The sequence below is a fragment of the Photobacterium aquae genome (assembly GCF_001029445.1).
In the GTDB taxonomy this organism is placed as follows: Bacteria; Pseudomonadota; Gammaproteobacteria; order Enterobacterales; family Vibrionaceae; genus Photobacterium; species Photobacterium aquae.
In genome coordinates this window covers 43,960-65,389 of record NZ_LDOT01000022.1, presented here as the reverse complement: position 1 = coordinate 65,389, position 21,430 = coordinate 43,960, and the positions used below count along the sequence as shown (strand labels likewise).

The window sequence follows — 21,430 nt, the reverse complement described above, 5'->3', positions numbered from 1 at the left end:
CATGCGAGCCCGCTATTTAAGCGATATTCTCTAGCGTCCAATCAATTGAGGATTTATTCATCTGCTCAAGCAACATATTTACCTGAGAGAAATGCTTGCAGCCAAAGAAGCCCCTATAAGCGGAGAGCGGTGACGGGTGGGCGGAATGCAGGACGTGATGCCGGCTCTGGTCGATTTTTTTTCCTTTCTTCTGGGCATGAGCGCCCCACAACAAGAAGATAACCCCTTCGCATTGCTGGTCAATCACCTCGATGATCCTATCTGTAAACTGCTCCCAGCCAATTTTGGCATGAGAATGCGCCTTACCCTGTTCGACTGTCAGCACCGTATTGAGCAACAGCACCCCTTGTTCGGCCCATTGCTGGAGATAACCGTGATTGGGGATCGAGAATCCTTCGATATCAACAGCCAGCTCCTTGTACATATTGGCCAACGAAGGCGGCGTCTTCACACCGGGCCGGACCGAAAAGCTCAAGCCATGAGCCTGGCCTGGGCCGTGGTAGGGATCCTGGCCCAGAATAACCACTTTCACTTTATCAAGCGGTGTAGAATCAAAAGCACTGAACACATCGCCAGCCGACGGGTAAATCACCTTGCCCGCTTCGCGCTCGGCTGCCACGAATTGCTCAATAGACTGGAAGTAATCCTGTCGGCGTTCAACATCAATCACCGCCTGCCACGTCAAAGGTTGGCTCATCAAAAAGCTCCAATAGGGTAAAACCGAAAGTATACCCAAGCCCCATCCAGATGGCACCCACTCAGGCTCGCCACAAAAAAGCGCCCGAAGGCGCTTTCATTTTCTCGCTAGAACCTAACGGCGAACCCTCGTACCGGCAGGATGACGCCAATGGCCCCGGCCCTGATTATAACGGTAGGGCTGTGGCAGGCGGGCCAACCCATAATTAAATATCAACATTTCTGTATTCATGCTCTCCTCCTTGGCGAATGCCATGTTCATGGTCCCCACCCACACCATGAAAAAACAGTGCCAAAGCAGCAAGCGCTTGATTTTAATTAATTTAATCGTTATTTATCGGTCTACCGCCATGATTCCCTCCCTCAGATGGGAAATTATTGCCCTATAACTGGGCAACGGAGCCATTAGCAAAAGCACGCAGGGTGGCAATTTCCTGCTGCCATAGATCAGGGTTAATGGTTTCCAGCACCAGCGGAATATTGTCAAACCGGCTGTCTTGCATCAGATAGCGGAAACAGTCCCAGCCAATTTCGCCTTCCCCGAGGCTATGGTGACGATCGAGATGGCTGCCCAGCCCCCCTTTAGAGTCATTGAGGTGCATGCCGCGCAGGTAGTTCATCCCTACAATCTGATCGAACTCGGCAAACGTTTTATCTGTCGCGGTTTCGCCCCGCAAATCATAGCCAGCAGCAAACGTATGACAGGTATCGATACATACCCCGACCCGCGACTTATCCTCAACCTGCTCGATAATGCTGGCCAAATGTTCGAAGCGCCAGCCAAGATTGCTTCCTTGACCGGCCGTATTCTCAATCACCGCCACAACATCCGGCACCGCAGCATGGGCCATGTTAATCGATTCGGCAATCAACGATAGGCAATCCGCCTCACTGATTTTCTTCAGGTGGCTACCAGGGTGAAAGTTCAGCAATGTCAGTCCCAACTGCTGGCAGCGCGCCATCTCATCAATAAAGGCAGCACGGGATTTTTCCAACTTGTCCGCCTCTGGCGCACCGAGATTTATCAAGTAGGAGTCATGCGGCAAAATCGCTTCAGGCCCGAAGCCATAAAAGTGGCAGCGCGCCTTAAAAGCGGCAATAACATCTTCTGTCAGAGGCTTGGCCACCCACTGACGCTGGTTTTTGGTAAACAAGGCAAATGCATTCGCCCCTATCTGACGAGCATTGTCCGGGGCATTATGAACCCCTCCCGCAGCAGACACATGTGCGCCTAATAATTTCATACTTTCACTTCTTCTCTTGTACGGTAATTACCAACAGTTTTTACTACATTTTTGGCTCGACCAACACGCAGTTTCCGTGGTCATCACCGAATAAATCACCCGATAAATGTTGTAATTTTACAACAAATGATCCATTCAAAAATTTTTTAAACGATAAAATAATAGTTAACAGCCACGAAATGTGATGGTTAGTTGACTTAGCTCAAGAAAACAGCCCTAAACAATTTAAGGTTTTTTGTTGTAATTTGATCTACATCAATACACAATAGGCTCATTCGAGATATATAATACGCAGCTCGACAAAAAAATCGAAAAAATTAACGACATCCTTAAAGGAGAAAGTCATGATTACAGGTATTCAGATCACTAAAGCAGCAAACGACAACCTACTAAACTCAATCTGGTTGCTAGACGGCGAGAAGAACGAAGCACGTTGTGTTGCAGCAGCTGCTGGCTACGAAGCTGACCAAGTTGTTGCAACTGCAGAACTTGGCGACATCGAGTACCGCGAACTGCCAATCGAAGCACCTGCAAAGATTGAAGGTGGTCAGCACCTGAACGTTAACGTTCTTAAGCGTGAGACTCTGGAAGATGCTGCTAAGCACCCAGAAAAATACCCACAGCTAACTATCCGTGTATCTGGCTACGCTGTACGCTTCAACTCTCTGACTACAGAGCAGCAGCGTGACGTTATCGCTCGTACCTTCACTAACAGCCTATAATTCCCCCTTAGGCTTCAGTGATACAAAAAACGGCATTTTAGATGCCGTTTTTTTATACCTATCAAAAGTCCCCCCGCCATAAAAAGCATTATTTCGCCTTGCTCACATTCTCATCAACAAGCATGGCAAAGGCAGATATATACCTCTCAGTTTCGAACAAAAAATAGGCAGATATATGCTTTCAGGCGTATATTGGCTCCGTTGCCCACCACCTGCTGCAATACCGCTGGGCAATTACGCTATATGGAAGTATCTAATAACAACAATTTGGAGCCAGTTCATGAAGTTAATACTCAAGCTCGTCGCAGGTATATTGATCGGTATCCTCCTTGGCTTTTTTGCCCCAGATCCCATCATTCGTACCTTACTCACAATCAAAGAGCTCGGTGGCCAGCTCATTGGGTTCACTATCCCGCTCATCATCCTTTTTTACATCACCAGCGGCATCGCCAGTCTGCCTAAGAACTCTGGCTCATTGCTAGGCAAAACCGTGATCCTGTCCTATGGCTCGACCCTGCTCGCCGGTAGCCTCGCGTTTATTGTTGCCAGCACGGTGATTGCCGGTATTTCAGAACCCGCAGCAGCGGCCACCGAGAGTGCCAATAAGCTAACTAGCTTTATCTCTCTGGAAATCCCACCTATGTTCGGGGTGATGACCGCCCTTGCCACGGCCTTCCTGTTCGGGCTTGGCATCAGTGTGACCAACAGCAAATCGCTCAAGGCACTGGCTGAAGATGGCCGCCGGATCATCGACTTGCTACTGTCGAACGTGATTATTCCACTGCTACCTTTCTATATTGCCGGGGTGTTTGCCCAAATGGCTGCCGAAGGCACCGTATTCTCAACCCTGAAGACCTTCGGCTTGGTATTGGCGCTGGCTATCTTCATGCACTGGGTATGGATCTGTATTCAATATACGGTTACCGGACTGGCTCTCGGCCACTCGCCGGTCAAACTGATCAAGAACATGATGCCCGCCTACCTGACCGCCGTCGGTACCATGTCTTCGGCAGCGACGATTCCTGTCACCCTGCGCCAAACCAAACTCAACGGGGTCGACGAATCCATCGCCAACTTCACCATCCCGCTGTGTGCCACCATCCACCTATCAGGCTCGACCATTACCCTGGTTACCTGCTCGACCGCTGTCATGGCACTAAGCCAACATATTGCGATCCCGTCGCTGTTTGAGATGATGCCCTTCATCATGATGTTGGGTGTGACCATGATTGCCGCTCCGGGCGCGCCAGGCGGGGCTGTCATGGCAGCGCTAGGGCTGATGGCCTCTATGTTGGGCTTCGGCGAGTCCGAGCTTGCCCTGATGATTGCCCTTTATATGGCACAAGACAGCTTCGGCACGGCTTGCAACATCACCGGTGACGGCGCAATTTCATTATGGGTCGACAAGTTCGCCCATCGCGAAAAGCTCCCAGCGACCGAACAAGCAGAGCAGTAACACCTCGCCAGCAATCCACTGCTCGCCTTGGCCCAAATGGTGCCAAGGCGAGCCTCAAGCACCGACGCCCCCCACAAGCCATTAACCATACGCCTCGGGGCTATCGTTAGATTACCCCAAACAAATCGTATGCTTTTTCGCCAAGTAGCAACTAATTTGCAACTCAGTAGCACATTATTTGCAGCTTTTTTGGCATCACACCGCCATTAATGATAAAACACCGCCGCTTTATGATGGATTACTCCTAAATAGGACTTATGGCGATGAAACTGATTCTCAAACTTCTTGCGGGTATCGTAACCGGCATCGGTGTTGGGTTGTTTGCCCCTGACTTTCTGGTGCAAATCCTAATTACGATGAAAGCCCTGATCAGCCAGCTGATCAACTTTACTATTCCTTTGCTGATTTTGTTTTTCGTAACCAGTGGCATCGCCAACCTACCGAAAAACTCTGGCAAGCTGCTCGGCAAAACTGTCGGCCTCAGCTACGTCTCAACCATGGGCGCGGGGGCCATGGCCTACTTCGTTGCCAGCCAAACCCTGCCCTCCATGCTCCATAACAACGGTAATGTCAGCGAGGCGGTACGTGTTCTATCACCGCTGATTGACCTGCAAGTCCCGCCTGTCATGGGAGTCATGTCAGCTCTTGCTGTCGCGTTCATTTTCGGCTTGGGCATTTCGGCAACCAACAGCCAGCAACTGCGCCAGATCAGCGATGAGGGTCGGAACATTATCGAGCTGTTCCTTGCCAAAATCATGGTACCGTCGCTACCGTTCTACATTGCCGGCGTCTTCGCCGACATGACAGTGAAAGGCACCGTCTTTTCGACCCTGAAAACCTTTACCCTGGTACTGGTACTGATTGTCCTGCTGCACTGGCTATGGCTGAGTCTGCAATTTATCAGCACAGGGGCTCTGACCGGCCGATCACCGCTAACCTTGCTGAAAACCATGATGCCGGCCTACGTCACGGCACTGGGCACCATGTCGTCGGCGGCAAGCCTGCCAGTAACTCTGCGCCAAACACTGGAAAATGGGGTTAAGAAGCCCATTGCCAACTTCGTTGTGCCGCTGTGTGCCAACATTCACATGTCCGGTTCCGCGATCAGTATCACCACGGTGTGTGTCGCCGTCATGCTCATTTCCGGCAAACCGGTTCCAATGATGCTTGACGCCCTGCCGTTCATCGCCATGCTGGGCATCACAATGGTCGCCGCTCCCGGCGCCCCTGGCGGTGCCGTCATGGCCGCCGTCGGCCTGCTCGGCTCCATGATGGGCTTCACCGAAGCGATGATCGGCCTGCAAATTGCCCTGCACCTTGCCCAAGACGGGTTCGGTACCGCTTGCAACATCACCGGTGATGGCGCATTAGCGATGTGGGTGGAAAAATTTGCCGATGAAGACACTCCGGAAACGGCGGTAAAAGGCGAAGAACAAGCGGCCTAATCCCTACTGCACCTCATACCCAATAAAAAAGGAGCCGTTTGGCTCCTTTTTTATTCTCCATATATAAAATATGGTTATTGCACATCTCGTAATACAGCTTTGAGCTGGTCGAAATCATTGTCACGCTCAAGCGACAACAGCGGCAGCGCATTGTGCTTGGCTAACGGCCCCGGCAGCGCAATATCACAGCCCAGAATATCATCGACCACTTCCTTGAACTTGGCAGGATGCGCTGTACACAAGAACAATCCCGTTTCGCCCTCGCCCAGTTGCTCACTCAACAAACGATAGGCAATCGCACCGTGCGGCTCGCACAGATACCCATCCTGTTCCATCTCGCGCAGGGTTTCTGCCGTCTGTTCATCGGTAACCGCACCATAGCCCAGAGTATCGAGCCCCCAGCCCTTTTCCTGACAAAGCTCTTCGATCCGTGGCCAGTTGTTTGGCTGGCTCACATCCATGGCATTAGACAGGGTCGCCACGGTTGGGGCTGGCGACCACTCGCCCGTTTGCAAATAGCGCGGCACCGTATCATTAACATTGGTCGCGGCAATAAATCGCTTAACCGGCAGGCCGATGGCCTTAGCCAGCAAGCCGGCCGTCAAGTTGCCGAAGTTACCGCTTGGCACGGATACAACCAGCGACTCACGCTGCGCCTTTGGCATCTGGGATACTGCCTCGAAGTAATAGCAGATCTGCGCCATTAAACGGCTGATATTAATCGAGTTGGCAGAGTTCAAGCCCACTTCTTCGCGCAATTCGGCGTCATCAAATGCCTGCTTAACCAGCGCCTGGCAGTCATCGAATGTGCCGTTGACGGCAACCGTGGTGATGTTCTTGCCCAATGTGCAAAACAATTTCTCCTGCAATGGGCTGATCTTGCCTTTCGGGTAGAGGATAACCACCTTGATGTTATCCATACCGTAGAAAGCATGGGCGACAGCCGCGCCGGTATCCCCCGAGGTTGCCGTCAGAATCGTGATCTTACCATCACTCTCGGAGACGGCAGCCAGTGACTGGGCCATGAAGCGACCGCCGAAATCCTTGAAAGCCAATGTCGGGCCGTGGAACAGCTCAAGGGCATAGATCCCCTCTTTGACCGTTGCGATAGGAGCCGGAAACTGAAACGCATTGCCAACCATTTGGGCTACCGTTTCCTGAGCGAGTTCATCCCCGATGAAGGCGGACAAAATGGCTGTGCTACGGGTAACAAAGTCCTGCTCAAGCAGGCTGTCGACATCCTCGAAAAACGGCAGTTCTGCCGGGAAAAAGAGTCCCTGATTGCGGCCCAACCCCTGGCGGACGGCCTGGCCAAACGAAACCTGTTGCTGGTGATCTTTTAGGTTATATAACTTCATGGTTACAGTTCACTTCCTGTTACTCTCGAGCCCTGTCCATCCAAACGACAGACATGAACAAATCCTTCATCATTCTGAACATAATGATCTTGCAGCCATCGTGCAATACGCTTGGCCACGTCCAAATCATCGCAGACACTAAACATCGTCGGCCCCGAGCCAGATATCCCGCTGGCCAGCGCCCCTGCATCCAGCGCATACTGCCGCGCATCGCCGAATCCTGGTAATAAGCGTTCGCGATATGGCTCAGCGACCACATCTTTGATCATTTTTGCTGCAAGCTCTGGCTGGCGACTATGGCAGGCATGGATAAATCCCCCGAGGTAGCGGCCATGGGCAATCACATCCTGACGGCGGTACTGGGCTGGCAAGATTGCCCGCGCCTCGGCAGTCGGCACCTTGATCCCCGGATAGGCCATGACCCAATACCAACCATCGAAGCACGGCACTGATTGGCTGATGATCCCCATCTCCTCAACCATGAACTGCAAGCCACCGAGATAGCACGGAGCCACATTGTCATAGTGGAGGCTACCGGAGATCTCCGCCTCCATCTCCCCCATCAGGGCAAGCAACGCGGTCTCGTCCAACGGCGAGCCATGGAACTGATTTAGGGCATCCAATGCCGCCACAATCGAGCAGGCACTTGAGCCCAACCCAGAGCCTATCGGCATATTCTTTTCAAGGGTCATCGCCAACGGCTTGGGGGCAAGGCCGAGTTTGTCCAGCTCACGGACAAAAACCTGCCAGCAGCGGTACACGATGTTCTCCTCGGCCTGCTGCGGCAACTTGTCGACAAAACGGCCAACGCAACGCAGACTAAAAGGTTGCTCGCCAGCCTTTACTTCAACCCGATCACCCAGCAAAGTCCCGTCTATCGGGGAAACTGCGGCCCCCAGCACATCAAACCCAACGCTAACGTTGCCAATCGACGCTGGCGCATAAACCACTACACTCATCTTATACTCCCAATTTCCAACCCAGCGTACGCATCAAATCAGCAAACACCCCGGCAGCAGTAACTTCGGTACCCGCCCCGTAGCCACGCAGCACCAACGGGATAGGCTGGTAGTAACGGCTATAGAAAGCCAACGCATTTTCCCCGTCTTTGATCTTGAACATAGGGTCGTCCGGATTCACCGCCGCGATTTTCACTGTACAGCGGCCATCATTGATTTCCCCGATATAACGCAGTACCTTGCCCTGCTCGGCGGCCTCCTCGGCCAGACCAGCAAAGTACGCATCGGCTGCTGGCAGGTTGGCCATAAAGTCATCTACGCTACCGCTGGCATCGAACTCCGGCGGCAGGGCTTGTTCAACGTCTACCTCATCGAGTTCCAGCGACAAGCCTGCTTCGCGAGCCAAAATCAGCAACTTGCGCGCAACATCCATGCCCGACAGATCATCGCGCGGGTCCGGCTCAGTAAAGCCATTGTTGCGTGCGACCGTTGTCGCCTCGCTAAAGCTCATACCCTCATCGAGCTTGCCGAAAATATAAGATAGCGATCCTGACAGGATCCCGGAAAAACGCTCCAGCTCATCACCGGCAGCCAATAGATTCTGAAGGTTTTCGATCACCGGCAGGCCAGCGCCTACCGTGGTGTCGTACATAAACTTGCGACGGGTCGAGCGCGCAGCCTGACGCAGCTGCTGGTAGTAAGCCATGCTGGCGGTATTGGCTTTTTTGTTCGGGGTGATCACATGGAAACCGGCAGCAAGGAAATCAACATACTGCTCGGCAATGCCCTGATCCGAAGTACAATCGATAACAACCGGGTTGATAATATGGTTGCGCTTAACCAACTGGATCATCCGGGCAAGACTGAGCGGCTCGCTGACCTGCCCCATGCTGTCACGCCAGTTTTCCAGCGACACCCCGCGGCCATCGAGCAACATGCCCTTGCTATTAGCCAAGCCGCATACCCGAATTGCGATACCGCTCTCAGCCAGCTTGGCCTGTTGGCGGCCAATTTGATCGACCAGCTCCCCGCCGACACCGCCGACACCGATGACAAACACATCCAAGACATGCTGGCTGTTGAACAGGTTCTCATGGCAGGCCTTGACCGACTCTGAGATTTTCTCATCCGGGATCACCGCCGAAATAGCCCGCTCTGAAGAACCCTGGGCGATTGCCACGATATTGACGTCGACCTCTGCCAAAGAGGTGAAAAAGCGTGAGGCCACACCTCGTGAGGTCCGCATCCCATCACCGACCAAGGTGACAATGGCAAGATTGTCGATAAACTCTACCGGTTCAAGCAGGCCGTCTTTGAGCTCGAGTTCGAAATGGTTCTGCAGCGCTTTATTCGCCGCGGGCTTGTCCTCACTCTCGATACAGAAGCTGATACTGTACTCCGACGACGACTGGGTGATCAGCACAATCGACACCCCGGCGGCAGACATGGCGCTGAAGACCCTTGCGGCCATCCCGACCATACCCTTCATCCCGGGGCCGGACACATTGACCATGGTCAGATCCTTGAGGGTGGTGATCCCCTTGATATCCAGCTTGTCTTCGCCGGTATCGAGGCCAATCAGCGAACCGGCCCCCTGAGGATTGAAACTGTTTTTGATCAGGCAAGGAATATGGAATTGGGCAATAGGGGCAATGGTTTTCGGGTGAAGAACAGATGCACCAAAATAAGACAGCTCCATCGCCTCTTGGTAGCTGAGGGATTTAAGCAAGCGCGCATCCGGAACCAACCGAGGATCACAACTGTAGACCCCGTCGACATCAGTCCAGATCTCGCAACAATCCGCACGGAGGCAGGCTGCCAGTACGGCCGCCGAATAGTCCGAACCATTGCGGCCCAGAGTCACCAACTCGCCCTTCTCGTTACCGGCTGTGAATCCCGGCATGATATTGACATGTCCCTCGGGCAATGGCTGGCGGCGGAAGTTGTCTGTCGATGCCTCAATATCAACATGGGCTTCGAGGTAGTCACCGCTTGCCTGCAGATAAGCAACCGGATCAATCAAGCTGGCTGGTTGTCCCTTGGCTTCAAGCAGGGCCTGCATCGCCGCAATTGACAGCCGCTCACCCTTGCTGATGATCTTGGCATAGACGTTGTCCGGACATAGCCCCAACAAACTGATGCCATGAACATACTGCTTGAGCTGACCAAGTGAACTGGCCAGCTTGGCATCCAACGCCAATTTGTCAAACGCCGGTACCAACACTTTCAGACCGGCAAACAACTCATTGAAAACTGTTTCCAAATCACGCAACTGCAACTCGGCCTCACCGTGGGCAATCGTACTTTCGATGACGGCCACCAGCTTATTGGTCACCTTGCCAGGGGCTGATAACACCACGGCGGTTTCTTCCTGCTGCGCATTATTGGCAATAATATCCGCCGCCCGCAAAAAACGGTCAGCATCTGACAATGATGAACCACCAAACTTTAATACTCGCATTCCCTACTCCCATTACTTAATCCTGTGCCTGTCAGGCAAATATCCAGTCAAAAAAAAACCCACACCGGATTGGGTGTGGGCTCTTTTCTGCAATTCTTACGCGCATCAGCCCACCCCAGCAATCGTGCCGGTAATAATGGTGGTTGTGGTAACTAGGCTGATGCTGTTGTTATACATAGCGACTCTAATTCGTTGCCCTAAATATCTATTAATTAACGAATACCGCATTCGCATTGGCGAGTCAACAATCAATTTCCTCGAAGCTGATTATTTTTTGAGTTTTACCGGTGTGAAAATATACCCTTCCAACCCAAATTAGATTGCAGCCCCTAATGGCCATCGGCACAGTATGGTGGGAGGAAACAACCACTCGCTTTCTCGGTTGTTCCGTAAAAACTAGGCTATGGTTAGATGCGGAGGGAGCCCCTATGACAGAAGCTGCAATGGAACAACTCGTCGCCCATACTATCTTACAAGGCTTTGATGCTATGTATGGCCGCTTTCTAGATGTCACGGCCGGTGCCCAGGAACGGTTTGAAAACCAAAATTGGCCAGCCGTACAGCGAGCCCTGAAAAGCCGGATCAGCTTCTACGACCATCATGTCGGGCTTGTCACCAGCCAAATCCAGATTATGCTTGGCAAACGCTATGCCAACCACCGATTCCTAATGGGAGTTAAGCACGCCTATGAGGATCTGCTGCTCGACTATCCCCGCTATGAAATCGCTGAGAGCTTCTTCAATTCCGTCTATTGCCGGATCTTCGAGCACCGCCATATCAACCGCGACAAGCTTTTCGTCCACAGCTCGCAAGAAGGCCGTATCCCCTCTTACCCCACAGCACTGACCCGGCTCTACAATACCGGCTCTGGGCTAGAGAGCCTGCTTGGCCGGGTGCTCGACGACAGCCCGTTTACCCTACCGTGGGAAGACCGAAGCCGGGACATCGCCCAGCTGATCGAACGGCTGACTGCACCTGTTGCTGAAATATCGACCTCAGGCCCGCCAATGATAGAAATGATCCGCGAGCCGTTTTACCGCAACAAGGCTGCCTACCTTGTCGGGCGGATCCGCCTTGGCGATCGACATTTTCCACTCGTGCTACCGGTTCTGACCAATAGCCAGCATCAACTGTATATCGATGCCTGCCTCACCGATGTGGATGATGTCAGCATCCTGTTTGGGTTTGCCCGCTCCTATTTCATGGTATATGCGCCGGCCCCAGCGGCCTTGGTCCGTTTTCTCGCCGAGCTGCTCCCCAATAAAACCAAAGCCGAACTGTACACGGCCATCGGCTGCCAGAAACACGGCAAAACCGAGCTGTACCGCGAATTCCTTGCTCATATGGAACAATCGGACGATCAGTTTATCCTCGCACCGGGGATCAAAGGGATGGTAATGTCAGTGTTTACCCTGCCGTCCTACGACGTGGTATTCAAAATCATCAAAGATAAGTTTGCCCCGCAGAAAGATATCAGCCATAGCGTCGTCAAGGAGAAATACCGGCTGGTCAAAGAACACGACCGAGTCGGCCGGATGGCCGATACCCAGGAGTACCGCAATTTTGCCTTCGACCGCCACCGTTTCAGTGAAGAGCTGCTCGACGAGCTTCAGGCTGTCGCACCGTCGCAGCTGATCGTGACCGATACCCAGATCATCATCAAGCACCTCTATACCGAGCGGCGGATGATCCCCTTCAACCTGTATATCGAGCAGGCCAGCGATGCCGATCTTCGCCACGCCGTCGACGAATACGGCAAGGCGATCAAACAGTTGGCAGCAGCCAATATTTTCCCCGGTGATATGCTGTTCAAAAACTTCGGCGTTACCCGCCACAAACGCGTCGTCTTCTATGATTACGACGAGATCAGTTACATGACTGAAATGAACTTCCGCCGCATTCCGCCTCCCCGCTACCCAGAGGATGAGCTGGCAGCAGAGCCTTGGTACAGCGTTGGCCCCAACGATGTTTTCCCCGAAGAATTTAGGACTTTTTTGCTGATCAACCCCAAACTCAAGACTTTGTTCGAGGAGCTCCACCGCGATCTGTTCGATCCTCTCTACTGGCAACAACTTCAGGCCAATATCCAACAAGGCCTCTTTGAGGATGTCTACCCTTACAAAAGTAAACTTAGGCTTGATCGTCAATTACTTACACACAAATCCAGTGTTACTCAACATGTGCTGCCACTTGATCACCCCACGACGGCCTACGGATCAGAAAAACATGATAGTAGATCTCAACCTTAGTCATTGACTGTGTCTTTTTTAAGCAAATTGACCTAGTATTATTTTGCTAGAAGCAAGACAAATAAATAATGATAAACAGGGAAGGTGATCAATGCGCACATTGCTTATCACAATTGCCCTGCTGGTAGTGGCGCTTCCTACAACTGCAGCAGAGAATGACTGGCTCTCGCTCGGCGACAACACAGCCTCATCCGGATGGTTTCTGTCATCCCAATCCAAAGGTGCCGAGCAATATGACCTGTGGCAAATTGACAGTGGCTATGCCTATTCGCTAACGGAAAATACCGAGTTATACCTCAGTACCCGACTGAAAACAGGCAATGACGCCCATTCGGCGACCCGAGGCATGCTATCTGGCGTAAAATACAACTTCACGCCCAAGTTAAGCCTTAAAAGTGCCGTAAAATCGGAAAAACAGGACGAAGAAACCGTGCTAGGGGTCGAGGTGTCCAGCCAATACGAAGTGACCGAGCGCATCAACCTCCATGCGACGATGGACTACGAATCACTCGAACAGATTTACCAACTCGGGATTGGCTTTAAGTTCTGAACCTGTCCGCCAACCCATATAACAAGCCACCGCTATCGGTGGCTTGTTGTCTTGCATAGATGGCTTTGTTCATTTCTGATTCACGCAATAACTGACAAATCCAATGCCGTTTTACTAAACAATATTCCGTTTCTGTCGGCATAAATCATATCGCCGGGGTACACCAAGGTATCGGTCACTGTCAGGGTGACATTTTCCTCGCCAGTCTGGCGCTTCACCGTCTTGATCGGGCAAACCCCCAATGCCTTAACGCCGATATCCAAGGAGCCCAATGTCGCGACATCACGCGCTGCGCCGTTGATCACAATCCCCTCCCAGCCATTATCCAGAGCCAGAAGGGCCAACTGATCCCCGAGCAAAGCCCTGTGGCACGAACCATGCCCATCGATAAAAAGTACTTTGCCCTTTCCCGGTGCCGCGAGGATATCCCTAACTAAGCTATTGTCTTCGAAGCAACGTAGCGTCACTACCTGCCCATAGAACACGCTCCGGCCACCATAATCCTGCATCGACAACGGCAGCCAGCGTACCTCCTGCTCATAGTGGTCACATAAATCGGGGGTGATATCCAGTGCCAGTAGTTCCTTTTTCTGGTTCATAGCGCCCTCCGTGTGGGTTCATTGCGGCCTCTTTATTTGGTATTAAGTGTAGAGAAAACCACGCCAATCACCCAAACTTTGTTGTTCGAATCCAGCAAGCAGTACCGGTACCAAAAACAGCTCGCCATTTTCCACCCAATAAATCGCATTCTGCTCCCAGCGAGCCGCTACTCGGCAGGCCTCTGATTTATCCATCGCCACCATCACACCTTGTTCAGCCCAACGACCATCAGGTGAACAGGTCACTACTGACTCAAAAGAAAAACCCGATCGGCGTAACTCTTTAGTCAATTGACTGTGCCGCAACCGGTTCTCTTTGTTACTAATTACGGTGCTTCTCGGATTGAATGCTGTTAGAATTGCAAAGCAAGGGTAAACAGGGTGTTGTGTTATCTTAAAAATACTCGAGCAGTAGCTACACCAAAGCGAGAGTTTTTCACACATACATGGAGCCGTCCCTTCGGCGAGGTGTTTTTTTGTAGCGAATGTTAAACAATCTCGTGAGTCGTAATGCAGTTCATAGCATTTGACATAAATCAAGAAAATGCCCGAAAGCAGCTCTGAAACAAAATACATATATTGTTAGAGAGCTGTTAAGTGAATACAATCATCGCCATCCTACGGAAATTGAAGCCAATGCCCCTTAATTTCGGGCTATTTTCAGCAAGAAACTGCGATCCGTTACTTTGCTGGATAAATGGACGGCGTACCAAACAGACAGCAACACGGGTCTAACACACGTTTTCCCCCAGTTTTTGCCTGTATGTGAATTTTATATATAGAATTTAACTATTCTGTTTTTTAACCAGATTCCGTTTTAAAACTTTTAGGTACTGCCAATGCAAACCCCTCACATTCTAATTGTAGAAGACGAGCACGTAACACGTAACACGCTAAAAAGCATCTTTGAGGCAGAAGGCTACACGGTATTCGAAGCCAACGACGGTGCCGAAATGCACCAGATGCTTTCTGACCACCCAGTTCACCTTGTGATCATGGATATCAACCTTCCGGGTAAAAATGGTCTGCTGCTAGCGCGTGAGCTTCGTGAGCAAGGTGACATGGCACTGATGTTTTTGACCGGCCGCGACAACGAAGTCGACAAAATCCTTGGTCTTGAAATCGGTGCTGATGACTACATCACCAAGCCATTCAACCCTCGCGAACTGACTATCCGTGCTCGTAACCTACTGAGCCGAGCGATGAACCAAGGCGTACCAGCTGAAGACAAGCGTCTCGTTGAGCGTTACGAGTTCAATGGCTGGTCACTGGAAATCAACAGCCGTTCTCTGGTAAGCCCAAGCGGTGACCAGTTCAAGCTGCCTCGTTCAGAGTTCCGTGCCCTGCTGCACTTCTGCGAGAACCCAGGCAAGATCCAAACTCGTGCCGAATTGTTGAAGAAAATGACAGGCCGTGAGCTTAAGCCTCATGACCGTACTGTTGACGTAACAATCCGCCGTATCCGCAAGCACTTCGAGTCAGTTGCCGATACGCCAGAAATCATCGCGACTATCCACGGTGAAGGCTACCGCTTCTGCGGTGATCTGGAAGAAGAATAAGCAACACTGCGCGCTTGCGCGGTTGACTTATGACCCCATAGCAAAAGGCTCCTATACGGGAGCCTTTTCTTTATCAGCCAATCATTCACAAGGGTCAGTAAACCTGCTCGATCACAATACCCTTTTCCACCAGCACGTATTCCTTGCCCTTGTAGAGCAACGTCAAGGCAATATCCGCTTTGCTCCCGGGAATCCACTCCGGCCCCCCGCGAAGCGCAACCTCGATCCCCCGTTCACCGTCACGGCGAACGTCCAGATCCTGCTTGGCTAGCCACTGCTCATCGTCTTGGGCTATCAGTACCTGCAAGATATCCACACCATCGGGGAAAGCCTGCTTTTCAGCCGGTAGCAACCGGACCGAGGCAAACAACTTATTAGCAGGCGTACTGCCATCATCGCCAATCACCGGCATCGAATTCAGCCACAATGCCGAGCCAAGATGAATAACCGTGTCTGCAAGGGTGATTTCCGACGGTGATTGCCAGAGATCCAGCTCAGCCGGCAAGGTCGTCGGTTGCACCGATTCTACCGGCTTCGCCACGTCGCCCTGCTGGCCTTGTGCCTCCTTTCCGGGATCATCTGGGCCGCAGCCCGCCAACAGTACCATTGACAGCAGTGCAGCTGCCCGCTTCGACTTATCCATTATCCTTTCTCCTGCTGGGCTAACCAATCTTTCAGTACTTGCAAATCATTGTGGTAGCCGTCTTTGATTTCATCGACCCAGTCATTGATATTTTCCCACCAAGCAGGCAGTTCCGGTGACTGAGCCATCTGCGCAATCTGCTGAATATGCTTGAGGCCTATCGAGCCCGCCGCCCCCTTGATTTTGTGAGCCTCGAACTTGATACCGTCCTGATCCTTGGCCGTCATATTGGAATCAAGGATAGCGATATACTCGGGCATCTTCTCCTCGAACATCGCAATACTATCGTAAACCGGCTGAGTACCGACTATCTCGACATATGACCCCAGCATCTCCAGATCCAGCAGGGTGCTGACCGTATCATCACTGAGCACAGGTATATCAACCGCTGATTCGATCGCATCCGGCTCGTCATCATCGAGCGGGCAGGTCAGCACCAGCCGCTCTATAACCTCACTGATCGCCTTGACGCTAAGCGGCTTGCTTATCGCATCATCCATTCCCTTGGCCAGATACTCCCCTTTGTCCTTTATCACATTGGCGGTCAGGGCAACCAAGGCGGGCAGATCGTCGTATTTATCCCTCAGTGCCGCAGCAATATCAAACCCGCTCATGTCCGGCAATTGAATATCAAGCAACACCAAGTCATAGGCATCAGGATCGAACATCGCCAACGCCTCGTCACCACGCATCGCAATGGTCACCTCATGGCCAAGGCTTTCCAGCAAGGCCTTGGCAACGGTGATATTGAGTTCGATATCCTCAACCATGAAAATACTGAGCCCCAATTGAGGCAGTGCCGGCATAATCTCCTCCTCAACGCTTTGCTCCACCAGCGGCGCTGAAAAGGTCACGGTAAACGTACTGCCGGCCCCAAGCTCCGAGTCGACAGAAATGTCACCACCCATCATTTGAACCAACTGACGAGAAACGGCAAGGCCGATACCGGTCCCGACCGCATGCAGGTTGTCGCTCTCGTCGGTCACTTGGTAGTACATGGAAAAGATGTTGTCGAGTTCGTCATGGGGGATCCCTATTCCGCTATCCTCAACCTCAAAGGTGATATGAGCCAACTCCTGCTCGATATCGCAGCTGACCGACATCACCACTCCGCCATCTTTGGTAAATTTGGTCGCATTGCTGATCAGATTCCACAACACTTGGCGCAGCCTGGTCCCATCAGCCTCGATGCAGCGCGGCAAGGCCGTCAGACGCTCAAGGTCAAAACGCAACCCTTTCTGCTCGGCCATCAATCCGGATATATTCTCCATCTCCGCCACAAATTCTTGGAAATCTAGCGGCTTAGGCAATAGCTCGAGACGGCGACGATCCGCTTTATCCATATCGATAATATCGTTGAATATATTGCCCAAGGTAATGGCGCTGACATGGATCGTACGCATATAGCCGCGCTGCTGCTCATCGAGTTTACTCTCAAGCAACATCCGGCTAAGCCCGACAATCCCGTTCAGCGGGGTGCGAAGCTCATGGCTGACCGTGGAAATAAAAGCGGTCTTGTCGCGACTGGCTTTCTCTTGCGCGTCTTGGTACTGCTTGCGCTCGGTGATATCGCGACCAAACCCCATCAGCCCTAGTCGACGGCCATCACGGCTATAAAAAGGGACTTTGCGTAATTCAAAAATAGCCTTGCGGCCATCGGGATACTCCAGCCACTGTTCATAGGTGATGGACTGGCTTTCAATGTAGACCTTCTGATCAGTCTCGGCGATCTTGCTGGCGATCTCCTCGCTGTAGACATCCCACGGGGTCAGTCCAACCAACTCTTTTTCACTACGGTCAGTCAGCTCTTCCATCGCGCGATTACAGCCGGAAAACTGGCCTTGTTCGTTACGGTAGTAGATCAAGTCCGGCGAGGCATCGAGGAAAGATTTCAGCAAGGCACTCTGCTCGGCCAGTTCCAACTGGGCATTCTCACGTTGGTAGACCTCGTTCTCGAGATCCTCCATCGCCTCCTCGCGGGCAACCTCGGCCTTCTTCCGCTCCTCTATTTCCTGATTGAGCTGGGCAATATTGTCTTGAAGCTGCTTGTTAAGCTGCATATCGCGTGAGCGCATCTCTTCGAGCTTGGTGACCAACTTAGACAAACGCTGGCGGGACTCTTCTAGCTGATCCACGACCACCGACAGGAAATACACCGCCCACGGCGTAATCAACAACCCGAAAAAAACCGATCGCACGATATCAAGGTTGTCCACTTCCCCTTGCAGTACCAAGGTAACGCCTATCTGCACCACGACGGCCAGAGCCACCAGGGCAAGAGCCAGCAGCATGCTGAACCTTACCAGCCCCAACTTGACCAGCAGGTCCACGTAAAACTGAGCTAGAACTTTGATTTGCTTCATTCTTCCATCCAATACACCACAGCTATTCCCATCATAATAGGCCATTCGCGATATCCCAAGTGGTGTTTGGGCACAAGATGGCGACTATGTGGAGGCCTTAACAGACAAAGCCTGCAGATGCAGGCTTTGTCTGTTCTTTTCTCTGGCCCCTCAGGCTCTCCCGTCATCACACTGCGAGTCGGTCATCGTCATGGTGCAATTGCGCCCCGCCCCCTTGGCCTGATAAAGGGCGATGTCGGCCATTTCGACCAACTCGCCGTAATCTTGGTTAGGTTGCGGTATGATCGTTGCGACGCCCAAGCTGACTGTCAACGAGTTCGATACCTCGGAATACATATGAGTCAGACCTTTTTCGGCCAGTGCCTTGTGGATGGCCTCCGCCACGACTTTGCCGCCATTGAGGTTGGTATTGGGCAGTAGGAACGCAAATTCCTCGCCACCATAGCGGGCGACTTCATCAGTCTCGCGCTTAATGACACTGAGCAAAACCTTGGCCACTTCACGCAGGGCAAAATCCCCTTGCTGATGGCCGTAGTTGTCATTGAACGCCTTAAAATAGTCAATATCACACAGGATCAGGGTCAGCGGCTGCTGCTCGCGGATATGGCTGTACCACAGCTTGCGCAGTTGCTCGTCAAAGCTGCGGCGGTTGGCAACCTTGGTCAGGCTGTCAACGAAGCTGAGTTCCTGAAGCTCCATAATGGCATCGGCAAGCTGTTGCTCGGCCAGACGCCGCTCGGTCACATCACGGGCCATCATCAATACCCCCAAAGTCCCATCGGTCGGATCCCGATAAGGGGACTTGAGCACCTCAAACCACACCATGCTGCCGTCAGTCAGAGTCACGCAGTCATCCGTCGTAACACTGATCCCCTCCTCCATCACCTTAAGGTCGATCTTCCAGACTTCGGCGAACCGCTCGGGCTCCAAAACATCCCGCACCGCTTTGCCCAGCAAGGTTTCCGTGGTATGGCCCAACGTGCGGGCAAACGCCTCATTGCAACCGACATAGATCCCATGCTCGTTATACAAGCCAATCGGATCACGGCTGGCATGCAAAATCGTATCAAGCAGGTTATTACGCTGGGCCAATTCCTGTTCGGTTATCTCGCGCTTTTCGATTTCGCTGCGCAACACATCCTGCATCTCGTGCCATTCGGTCACATCATGGCTGATGCTAAGACTGCCGATAACTTCGCCATTATCGCCCAGTAGCAAATTGCGGTTAATTTCGAGCAGGCAACTCGACCCCTCTGGCGTGACGGTCCAGCTATGGTTAGCAGCCTTGGTGCGGGCATTCCCTTCGGTAGCACAGGCAATCCCTTCCTCGAGCCGCCCCCGCCAGAAACGGTCAAACGCCTTATTGGTTCCGATCAGCTCACCACTATTATTCTGGAAACAGACCAGCTCCGACAAGGAGTTGAGTACCTGCTGGAAAGTACGTTGCTCTTTCTCGAACTGCTGATGGGAATCTGTCGAACTGAGATCAGGGGTAATATAAAGCAGCCAGCACGGGGACCACAGATAGGTGATCACCCGGCCACTAATCCGAAGGTTAAGTTGCTGGCCATTGGCGACTGGCAATTCAACACCTGAATCATCGAAAAAAGCCTGATCAGCAAAGGGGCGCAGGTAGTCATGCACCATCACGGCACTGAGGGTGTCGGGCATCAGATAACGACCGTGAAGACGGCGCACCCCGAGCAGATCACGGCAGGGTTTGTTGCCGTAGACAAGATAGCCATCACGCTTGCGTACCAAAGCAACCGCAACCGGCATGGTGCTCAGCAATGCGTGAAGATAACGAAACGTGCGGGGACGAAATGCAGTAAACAGCAGCGCGGCCGTCACCCCGCACAATACACTGAACAACAATAAGAATAGAGGCATCAGTAATGGATATCGGTCATCTGCCGCCGCCAGCGCTGACGGCGGCGCGATCACCAGAACGGCCCCCAAAAAAGGAGCGGAAGGAAAAACAGCCGGCAACGCACCTTTCAACCGTCCTCCCCATGAGTTAGGTGCTCTGGGGGAGGCGGCTTCGGTCTCACACTGCCCTAACTTGCCTTGATGGAGAGCTGGCATAATTCAACATCTATTAAGAGTTATTCACTGTAATCTACCAAAAGACTACGTAATGTTTAATCCTTAACTGATGCTAAATCCTTTACTTGCTAGCCATACTAACGGCCTGCGGCGGCAGATAGACAAATGGCTCTCCCACCCCGGAGCCCTGTCCACCAGACGCATCGAGGTTTCGGCCGATTTCTGTCATCGCCAGCCAACGGTTCTCGCACCATTCCGGTGCCAACAATGTTGGCTTGCGGGCGCTTGCCGACACGCGATGGAAAACCACTTCTGGCGGCGTCAGGCGAATCATCTCCGAGGCGATCTCAGTGTACTGCTCCAAGGTCAGCTCGGCCAAGCGGCCCGCTTTCCACGATAATCCCATGATACTGCCTTCGACAATATGCAAAGGGTGCAGCTTGATCCCATCGACACCGGCATCGACCACCTTGCGGATCGTATCAAGGTTATCTTCACGAGTATCCCCTGGCAGCCCCACAATCAAATGGGCGCACACCTTAAGCCCAAGCGCACGGGCTCGCTTGGTGATAGCCTCGTAACAAGCAAAGTCATGGCCACGGTTAACCCGCTTTAAGGTCTTGTCATTGGCGGTCTGAAGCCCTAATTCGAGCCAAATTTCATACCCTTGCTCGTGGTAGCCGGCCAGAAGTTCCAGCACCTCATCCGGCACGCAGTCAGGGCGGGTACCGACACACAGGCCAACGATATCAGCCGCTTCCAGTGCTTCTTCGTACATCGCCTTTAGAGTCTGAACCTCGGCATAAGTACTGGTGTAGGCTTGAAAATACGCGAGGTAGCGCTTGGCGCGATTCACTTCACCGGCGCGCAGGGACAACTGCTCGGTAATCGGCTTGAACTGGGCTTGCTCATCGGCAAAAGAGGCGACATTGCAAAACGTACACCCGCCCCGGCCAATTGTTCCGTCACGGTTCGGGCAGCTAAATCCCCCATGTAGGGTCAGCTTATGTACCTTCTCGCCATAGCGGCGCTGCAAGTCCTGGCCAAAGGTATTGACAAGTTCATGCAATTGCATCGGAT

General features: G+C 52.4%; 16 protein-coding genes, 1 pseudogene and 1 other annotated feature. Of the genes and pseudogenes, 6 read left to right on the top strand and 11 right to left on the bottom strand.

The window, feature by feature from the left end; translation table 11 throughout:
- Positions 1 to 16: 16 nt before the first annotated feature.
- Positions 17 to 697 carry a uracil-DNA glycosylase gene (gene ung / locus ABT56_RS14740; RefSeq protein WP_047879657.1) on the bottom strand — a complete coding sequence of 227 codons (681 nt, stop codon included), beginning with the start codon at positions 695 to 697 and terminating at the stop codon, positions 17 to 19.
- A gap of 382 nt (positions 698 to 1,079) precedes the next feature.
- On the bottom strand, positions 1,080 to 1,940 hold the full coding sequence (gene nfo, locus ABT56_RS14735; protein ID WP_047879656.1) for a deoxyribonuclease IV: 861 nt from the start codon (positions 1,938 to 1,940) through the stop codon (positions 1,080 to 1,082).
- Positions 1,941 to 2,284: 344 nt separating this feature from the next.
- On the opposite strand from nfo, the gene grcA reads away from it, so the two are divergent.
- From grcA to ABT56_RS14720, 3 genes are all read left to right on the top strand, one after another.
- The gene (grcA, locus tag ABT56_RS14730) at positions 2,285 to 2,662 is read left to right on the top strand and encodes an autonomous glycyl radical cofactor GrcA (RefSeq protein ID WP_047879655.1); all 378 of its coding nucleotides are present in this window, start codon (positions 2,285 to 2,287) and stop codon (positions 2,660 to 2,662) included.
- A gap of 280 nt (positions 2,663 to 2,942) precedes the next feature.
- Positions 2,943 to 4,118: a dicarboxylate/amino acid:cation symporter gene (locus ABT56_RS14725; RefSeq protein WP_047879654.1), complete on the top strand. Its 1,176-nt coding sequence runs from the start codon at positions 2,943 to 2,945 to the stop codon at positions 4,116 to 4,118.
- Between the two features lie 263 nt (positions 4,119 to 4,381).
- Positions 4,382 to 5,563, top strand: coding sequence for a dicarboxylate/amino acid:cation symporter (locus tag ABT56_RS14720; protein WP_047879761.1), 1,182 nt, complete (start codon positions 4,382 to 4,384; stop codon positions 5,561 to 5,563).
- 74 nt (positions 5,564 to 5,637) lie between these two features.
- Here ABT56_RS14720 and thrC read toward each other — a convergent pair whose 3' ends face one another.
- The 3 genes from thrC to thrA are packed head-to-tail and all read right to left on the bottom strand — an operon-like array spanning position 5,638 to position 10,341.
- Entirely contained in the window at positions 5,638 to 6,921 is a 1,284-nt protein-coding gene (thrC, locus tag ABT56_RS14715) for a threonine synthase (RefSeq protein ID WP_047879653.1), read from the bottom strand.
- Positions 6,922 to 6,923: 2 nt separating this feature from the next.
- A complete protein-coding gene (gene thrB / locus ABT56_RS14710; RefSeq protein WP_047879652.1) occupies positions 6,924 to 7,880 on the bottom strand; it encodes a homoserine kinase in 957 nt (318 codons plus the stop codon).
- Between the two features lies 1 nt (position 7,881).
- On the bottom strand, positions 7,882 to 10,341 hold the full coding sequence (thrA, locus tag ABT56_RS14705) for a bifunctional aspartate kinase/homoserine dehydrogenase I (protein WP_047879651.1): 2,460 nt from the start codon (positions 10,339 to 10,341) through the stop codon (positions 7,882 to 7,884).
- A gap of 48 nt (positions 10,342 to 10,389) precedes the next feature.
- Positions 10,390 to 10,505, bottom strand: a sequence feature (Thr leader region).
- Positions 10,506 to 10,769: 264 nt separating this feature from the next.
- Between thrA and aceK the strand changes: the two are divergent.
- Both aceK and ABT56_RS14695 read left to right on the top strand, forming a co-directional pair.
- Positions 10,770 to 12,476, top strand: a pseudogene (gene aceK / locus ABT56_RS14700) (bifunctional isocitrate dehydrogenase kinase/phosphatase); the annotation flags it as partial.
- Positions 12,477 to 12,681: 205 nt separating this feature from the next.
- Positions 12,682 to 13,140, top strand: coding sequence for a hypothetical protein (locus ABT56_RS14695; protein WP_047879650.1), 459 nt, complete (start codon positions 12,682 to 12,684; stop codon positions 13,138 to 13,140).
- An 80-nt stretch (positions 13,141 to 13,220) separates the two neighbouring features.
- Here the strand turns inward: ABT56_RS14695 and ABT56_RS14690 are convergent, their stop codons facing one another.
- A complete protein-coding gene (locus tag ABT56_RS14690; RefSeq protein WP_047879649.1) occupies positions 13,221 to 13,739 on the bottom strand; it encodes a putative 4-hydroxy-4-methyl-2-oxoglutarate aldolase in 519 nt (172 codons plus the stop codon).
- 42 nt (positions 13,740 to 13,781) lie between these two features.
- On the bottom strand, positions 13,782 to 14,183 hold the full coding sequence (locus ABT56_RS23640; RefSeq protein ID WP_169753928.1) for a DUF3293 domain-containing protein: 402 nt from the start codon (positions 14,181 to 14,183) through the stop codon (positions 13,782 to 13,784).
- A 395-nt stretch (positions 14,184 to 14,578) separates the two neighbouring features.
- Here ABT56_RS23640 and arcA point away from each other — a divergent pair, with 395 nt between their 5' ends.
- Complete coding sequence (arcA, locus tag ABT56_RS14680) at positions 14,579 to 15,298, top strand: two-component system response regulator ArcA (protein ID WP_047879648.1); 720 nt, start codon at positions 14,579 to 14,581, stop codon at positions 15,296 to 15,298.
- 94 nt (positions 15,299 to 15,392) lie between these two features.
- On the opposite strand, the gene ABT56_RS14675 is transcribed toward arcA, so the two are convergent.
- From ABT56_RS14675 to mnmL, 4 genes are all read right to left on the bottom strand, one after another.
- Positions 15,393 to 15,941 (bottom strand): hypothetical protein, encoded by a 549-nt coding sequence (locus ABT56_RS14675; RefSeq protein WP_047879647.1) that lies wholly within the window; start codon positions 15,939 to 15,941, stop codon positions 15,393 to 15,395.
- The gene (gene arcB, locus ABT56_RS14670; RefSeq protein ID WP_047879646.1) at positions 15,941 to 18,304 is read right to left on the bottom strand and encodes an aerobic respiration two-component sensor histidine kinase ArcB; all 2,364 of its coding nucleotides are present in this window, start codon (positions 18,302 to 18,304) and stop codon (positions 15,941 to 15,943) included. Before arcB ends, ABT56_RS14675 begins: the two co-directional genes overlap by 1 nt.
- A 150-nt stretch (positions 18,305 to 18,454) precedes the next feature.
- The gene (locus ABT56_RS14665; protein WP_084722302.1) at positions 18,455 to 20,389 is read right to left on the bottom strand and encodes a diguanylate cyclase; all 1,935 of its coding nucleotides are present in this window, start codon (positions 20,387 to 20,389) and stop codon (positions 18,455 to 18,457) included.
- Between the two features lie 82 nt (positions 20,390 to 20,471).
- The gene (mnmL, locus tag ABT56_RS14660) at positions 20,472 to 21,425 is read right to left on the bottom strand and encodes a tRNA modification radical SAM protein MnmL/YtqA (RefSeq protein ID WP_047879645.1); all 954 of its coding nucleotides are present in this window, start codon (positions 21,423 to 21,425) and stop codon (positions 20,472 to 20,474) included.
- Positions 21,426 to 21,430: the final 5 nt, after the last annotated feature.

What these genes read in the sequence shown, in the direction of transcription:
- thrB (WP_047879652.1), bottom strand. Translation starts at nt 7,880, where the DNA reads ATGAGTGTAGTGGTTTATGCGCCAGCGTCGATTGGCAACGTTAGCGTT.
- ABT56_RS23640 (WP_169753928.1), bottom strand. Translation starts at nt 14,183, where the DNA reads ATGTGTGAAAAACTCTCGCTTTGGTGTAGCTACTGCTCGAGTATTTTT.
- arcA (WP_047879648.1), top strand. Translation starts at nt 14,579, where the DNA reads ATGCAAACCCCTCACATTCTAATTGTAGAAGACGAGCACGTAACACGT.
- mnmL (WP_047879645.1), bottom strand. Translation starts at nt 21,425, where the DNA reads ATGCAATTGCATGAACTTGTCAATACCTTTGGCCAGGACTTGCAGCGC.
- ABT56_RS14720 (WP_047879761.1), top strand. Translation starts at nt 4,382, where the DNA reads ATGAAACTGATTCTCAAACTTCTTGCGGGTATCGTAACCGGCATCGGT.
- ABT56_RS14690 (WP_047879649.1), bottom strand. Translation starts at nt 13,739, where the DNA reads ATGAACCAGAAAAAGGAACTACTGGCACTGGATATCACCCCCGATTTA.
- nfo (WP_047879656.1), bottom strand. Translation starts at nt 1,940, where the DNA reads ATGAAATTATTAGGCGCACATGTGTCTGCTGCGGGAGGGGTTCATAAT.
- ABT56_RS14675 (WP_047879647.1), bottom strand. Translation starts at nt 15,941, where the DNA reads ATGGATAAGTCGAAGCGGGCAGCTGCACTGCTGTCAATGGTACTGTTG.
- arcB (WP_047879646.1), bottom strand. Translation starts at nt 18,304, where the DNA reads ATGAAGCAAATCAAAGTTCTAGCTCAGTTTTACGTGGACCTGCTGGTC.
- grcA (WP_047879655.1), top strand. Translation starts at nt 2,285, where the DNA reads ATGATTACAGGTATTCAGATCACTAAAGCAGCAAACGACAACCTACTA.
- thrA (WP_047879651.1), bottom strand. Translation starts at nt 10,341, where the DNA reads ATGCGAGTATTAAAGTTTGGTGGTTCATCATTGTCAGATGCTGACCGT.
- ABT56_RS14695 (WP_047879650.1), top strand. Translation starts at nt 12,682, where the DNA reads ATGCGCACATTGCTTATCACAATTGCCCTGCTGGTAGTGGCGCTTCCT.
- thrC (WP_047879653.1), bottom strand. Translation starts at nt 6,921, where the DNA reads ATGAAGTTATATAACCTAAAAGATCACCAGCAACAGGTTTCGTTTGGC.
- ABT56_RS14665 (WP_084722302.1), bottom strand. Translation starts at nt 20,389, where the DNA reads ATGCCAGCTCTCCATCAAGGCAAGTTAGGGCAGTGTGAGACCGAAGCC.
- ung (WP_047879657.1), bottom strand. Translation starts at nt 697, where the DNA reads ATGAGCCAACCTTTGACGTGGCAGGCGGTGATTGATGTTGAACGCCGA.
- ABT56_RS14725 (WP_047879654.1), top strand. Translation starts at nt 2,943, where the DNA reads ATGAAGTTAATACTCAAGCTCGTCGCAGGTATATTGATCGGTATCCTC.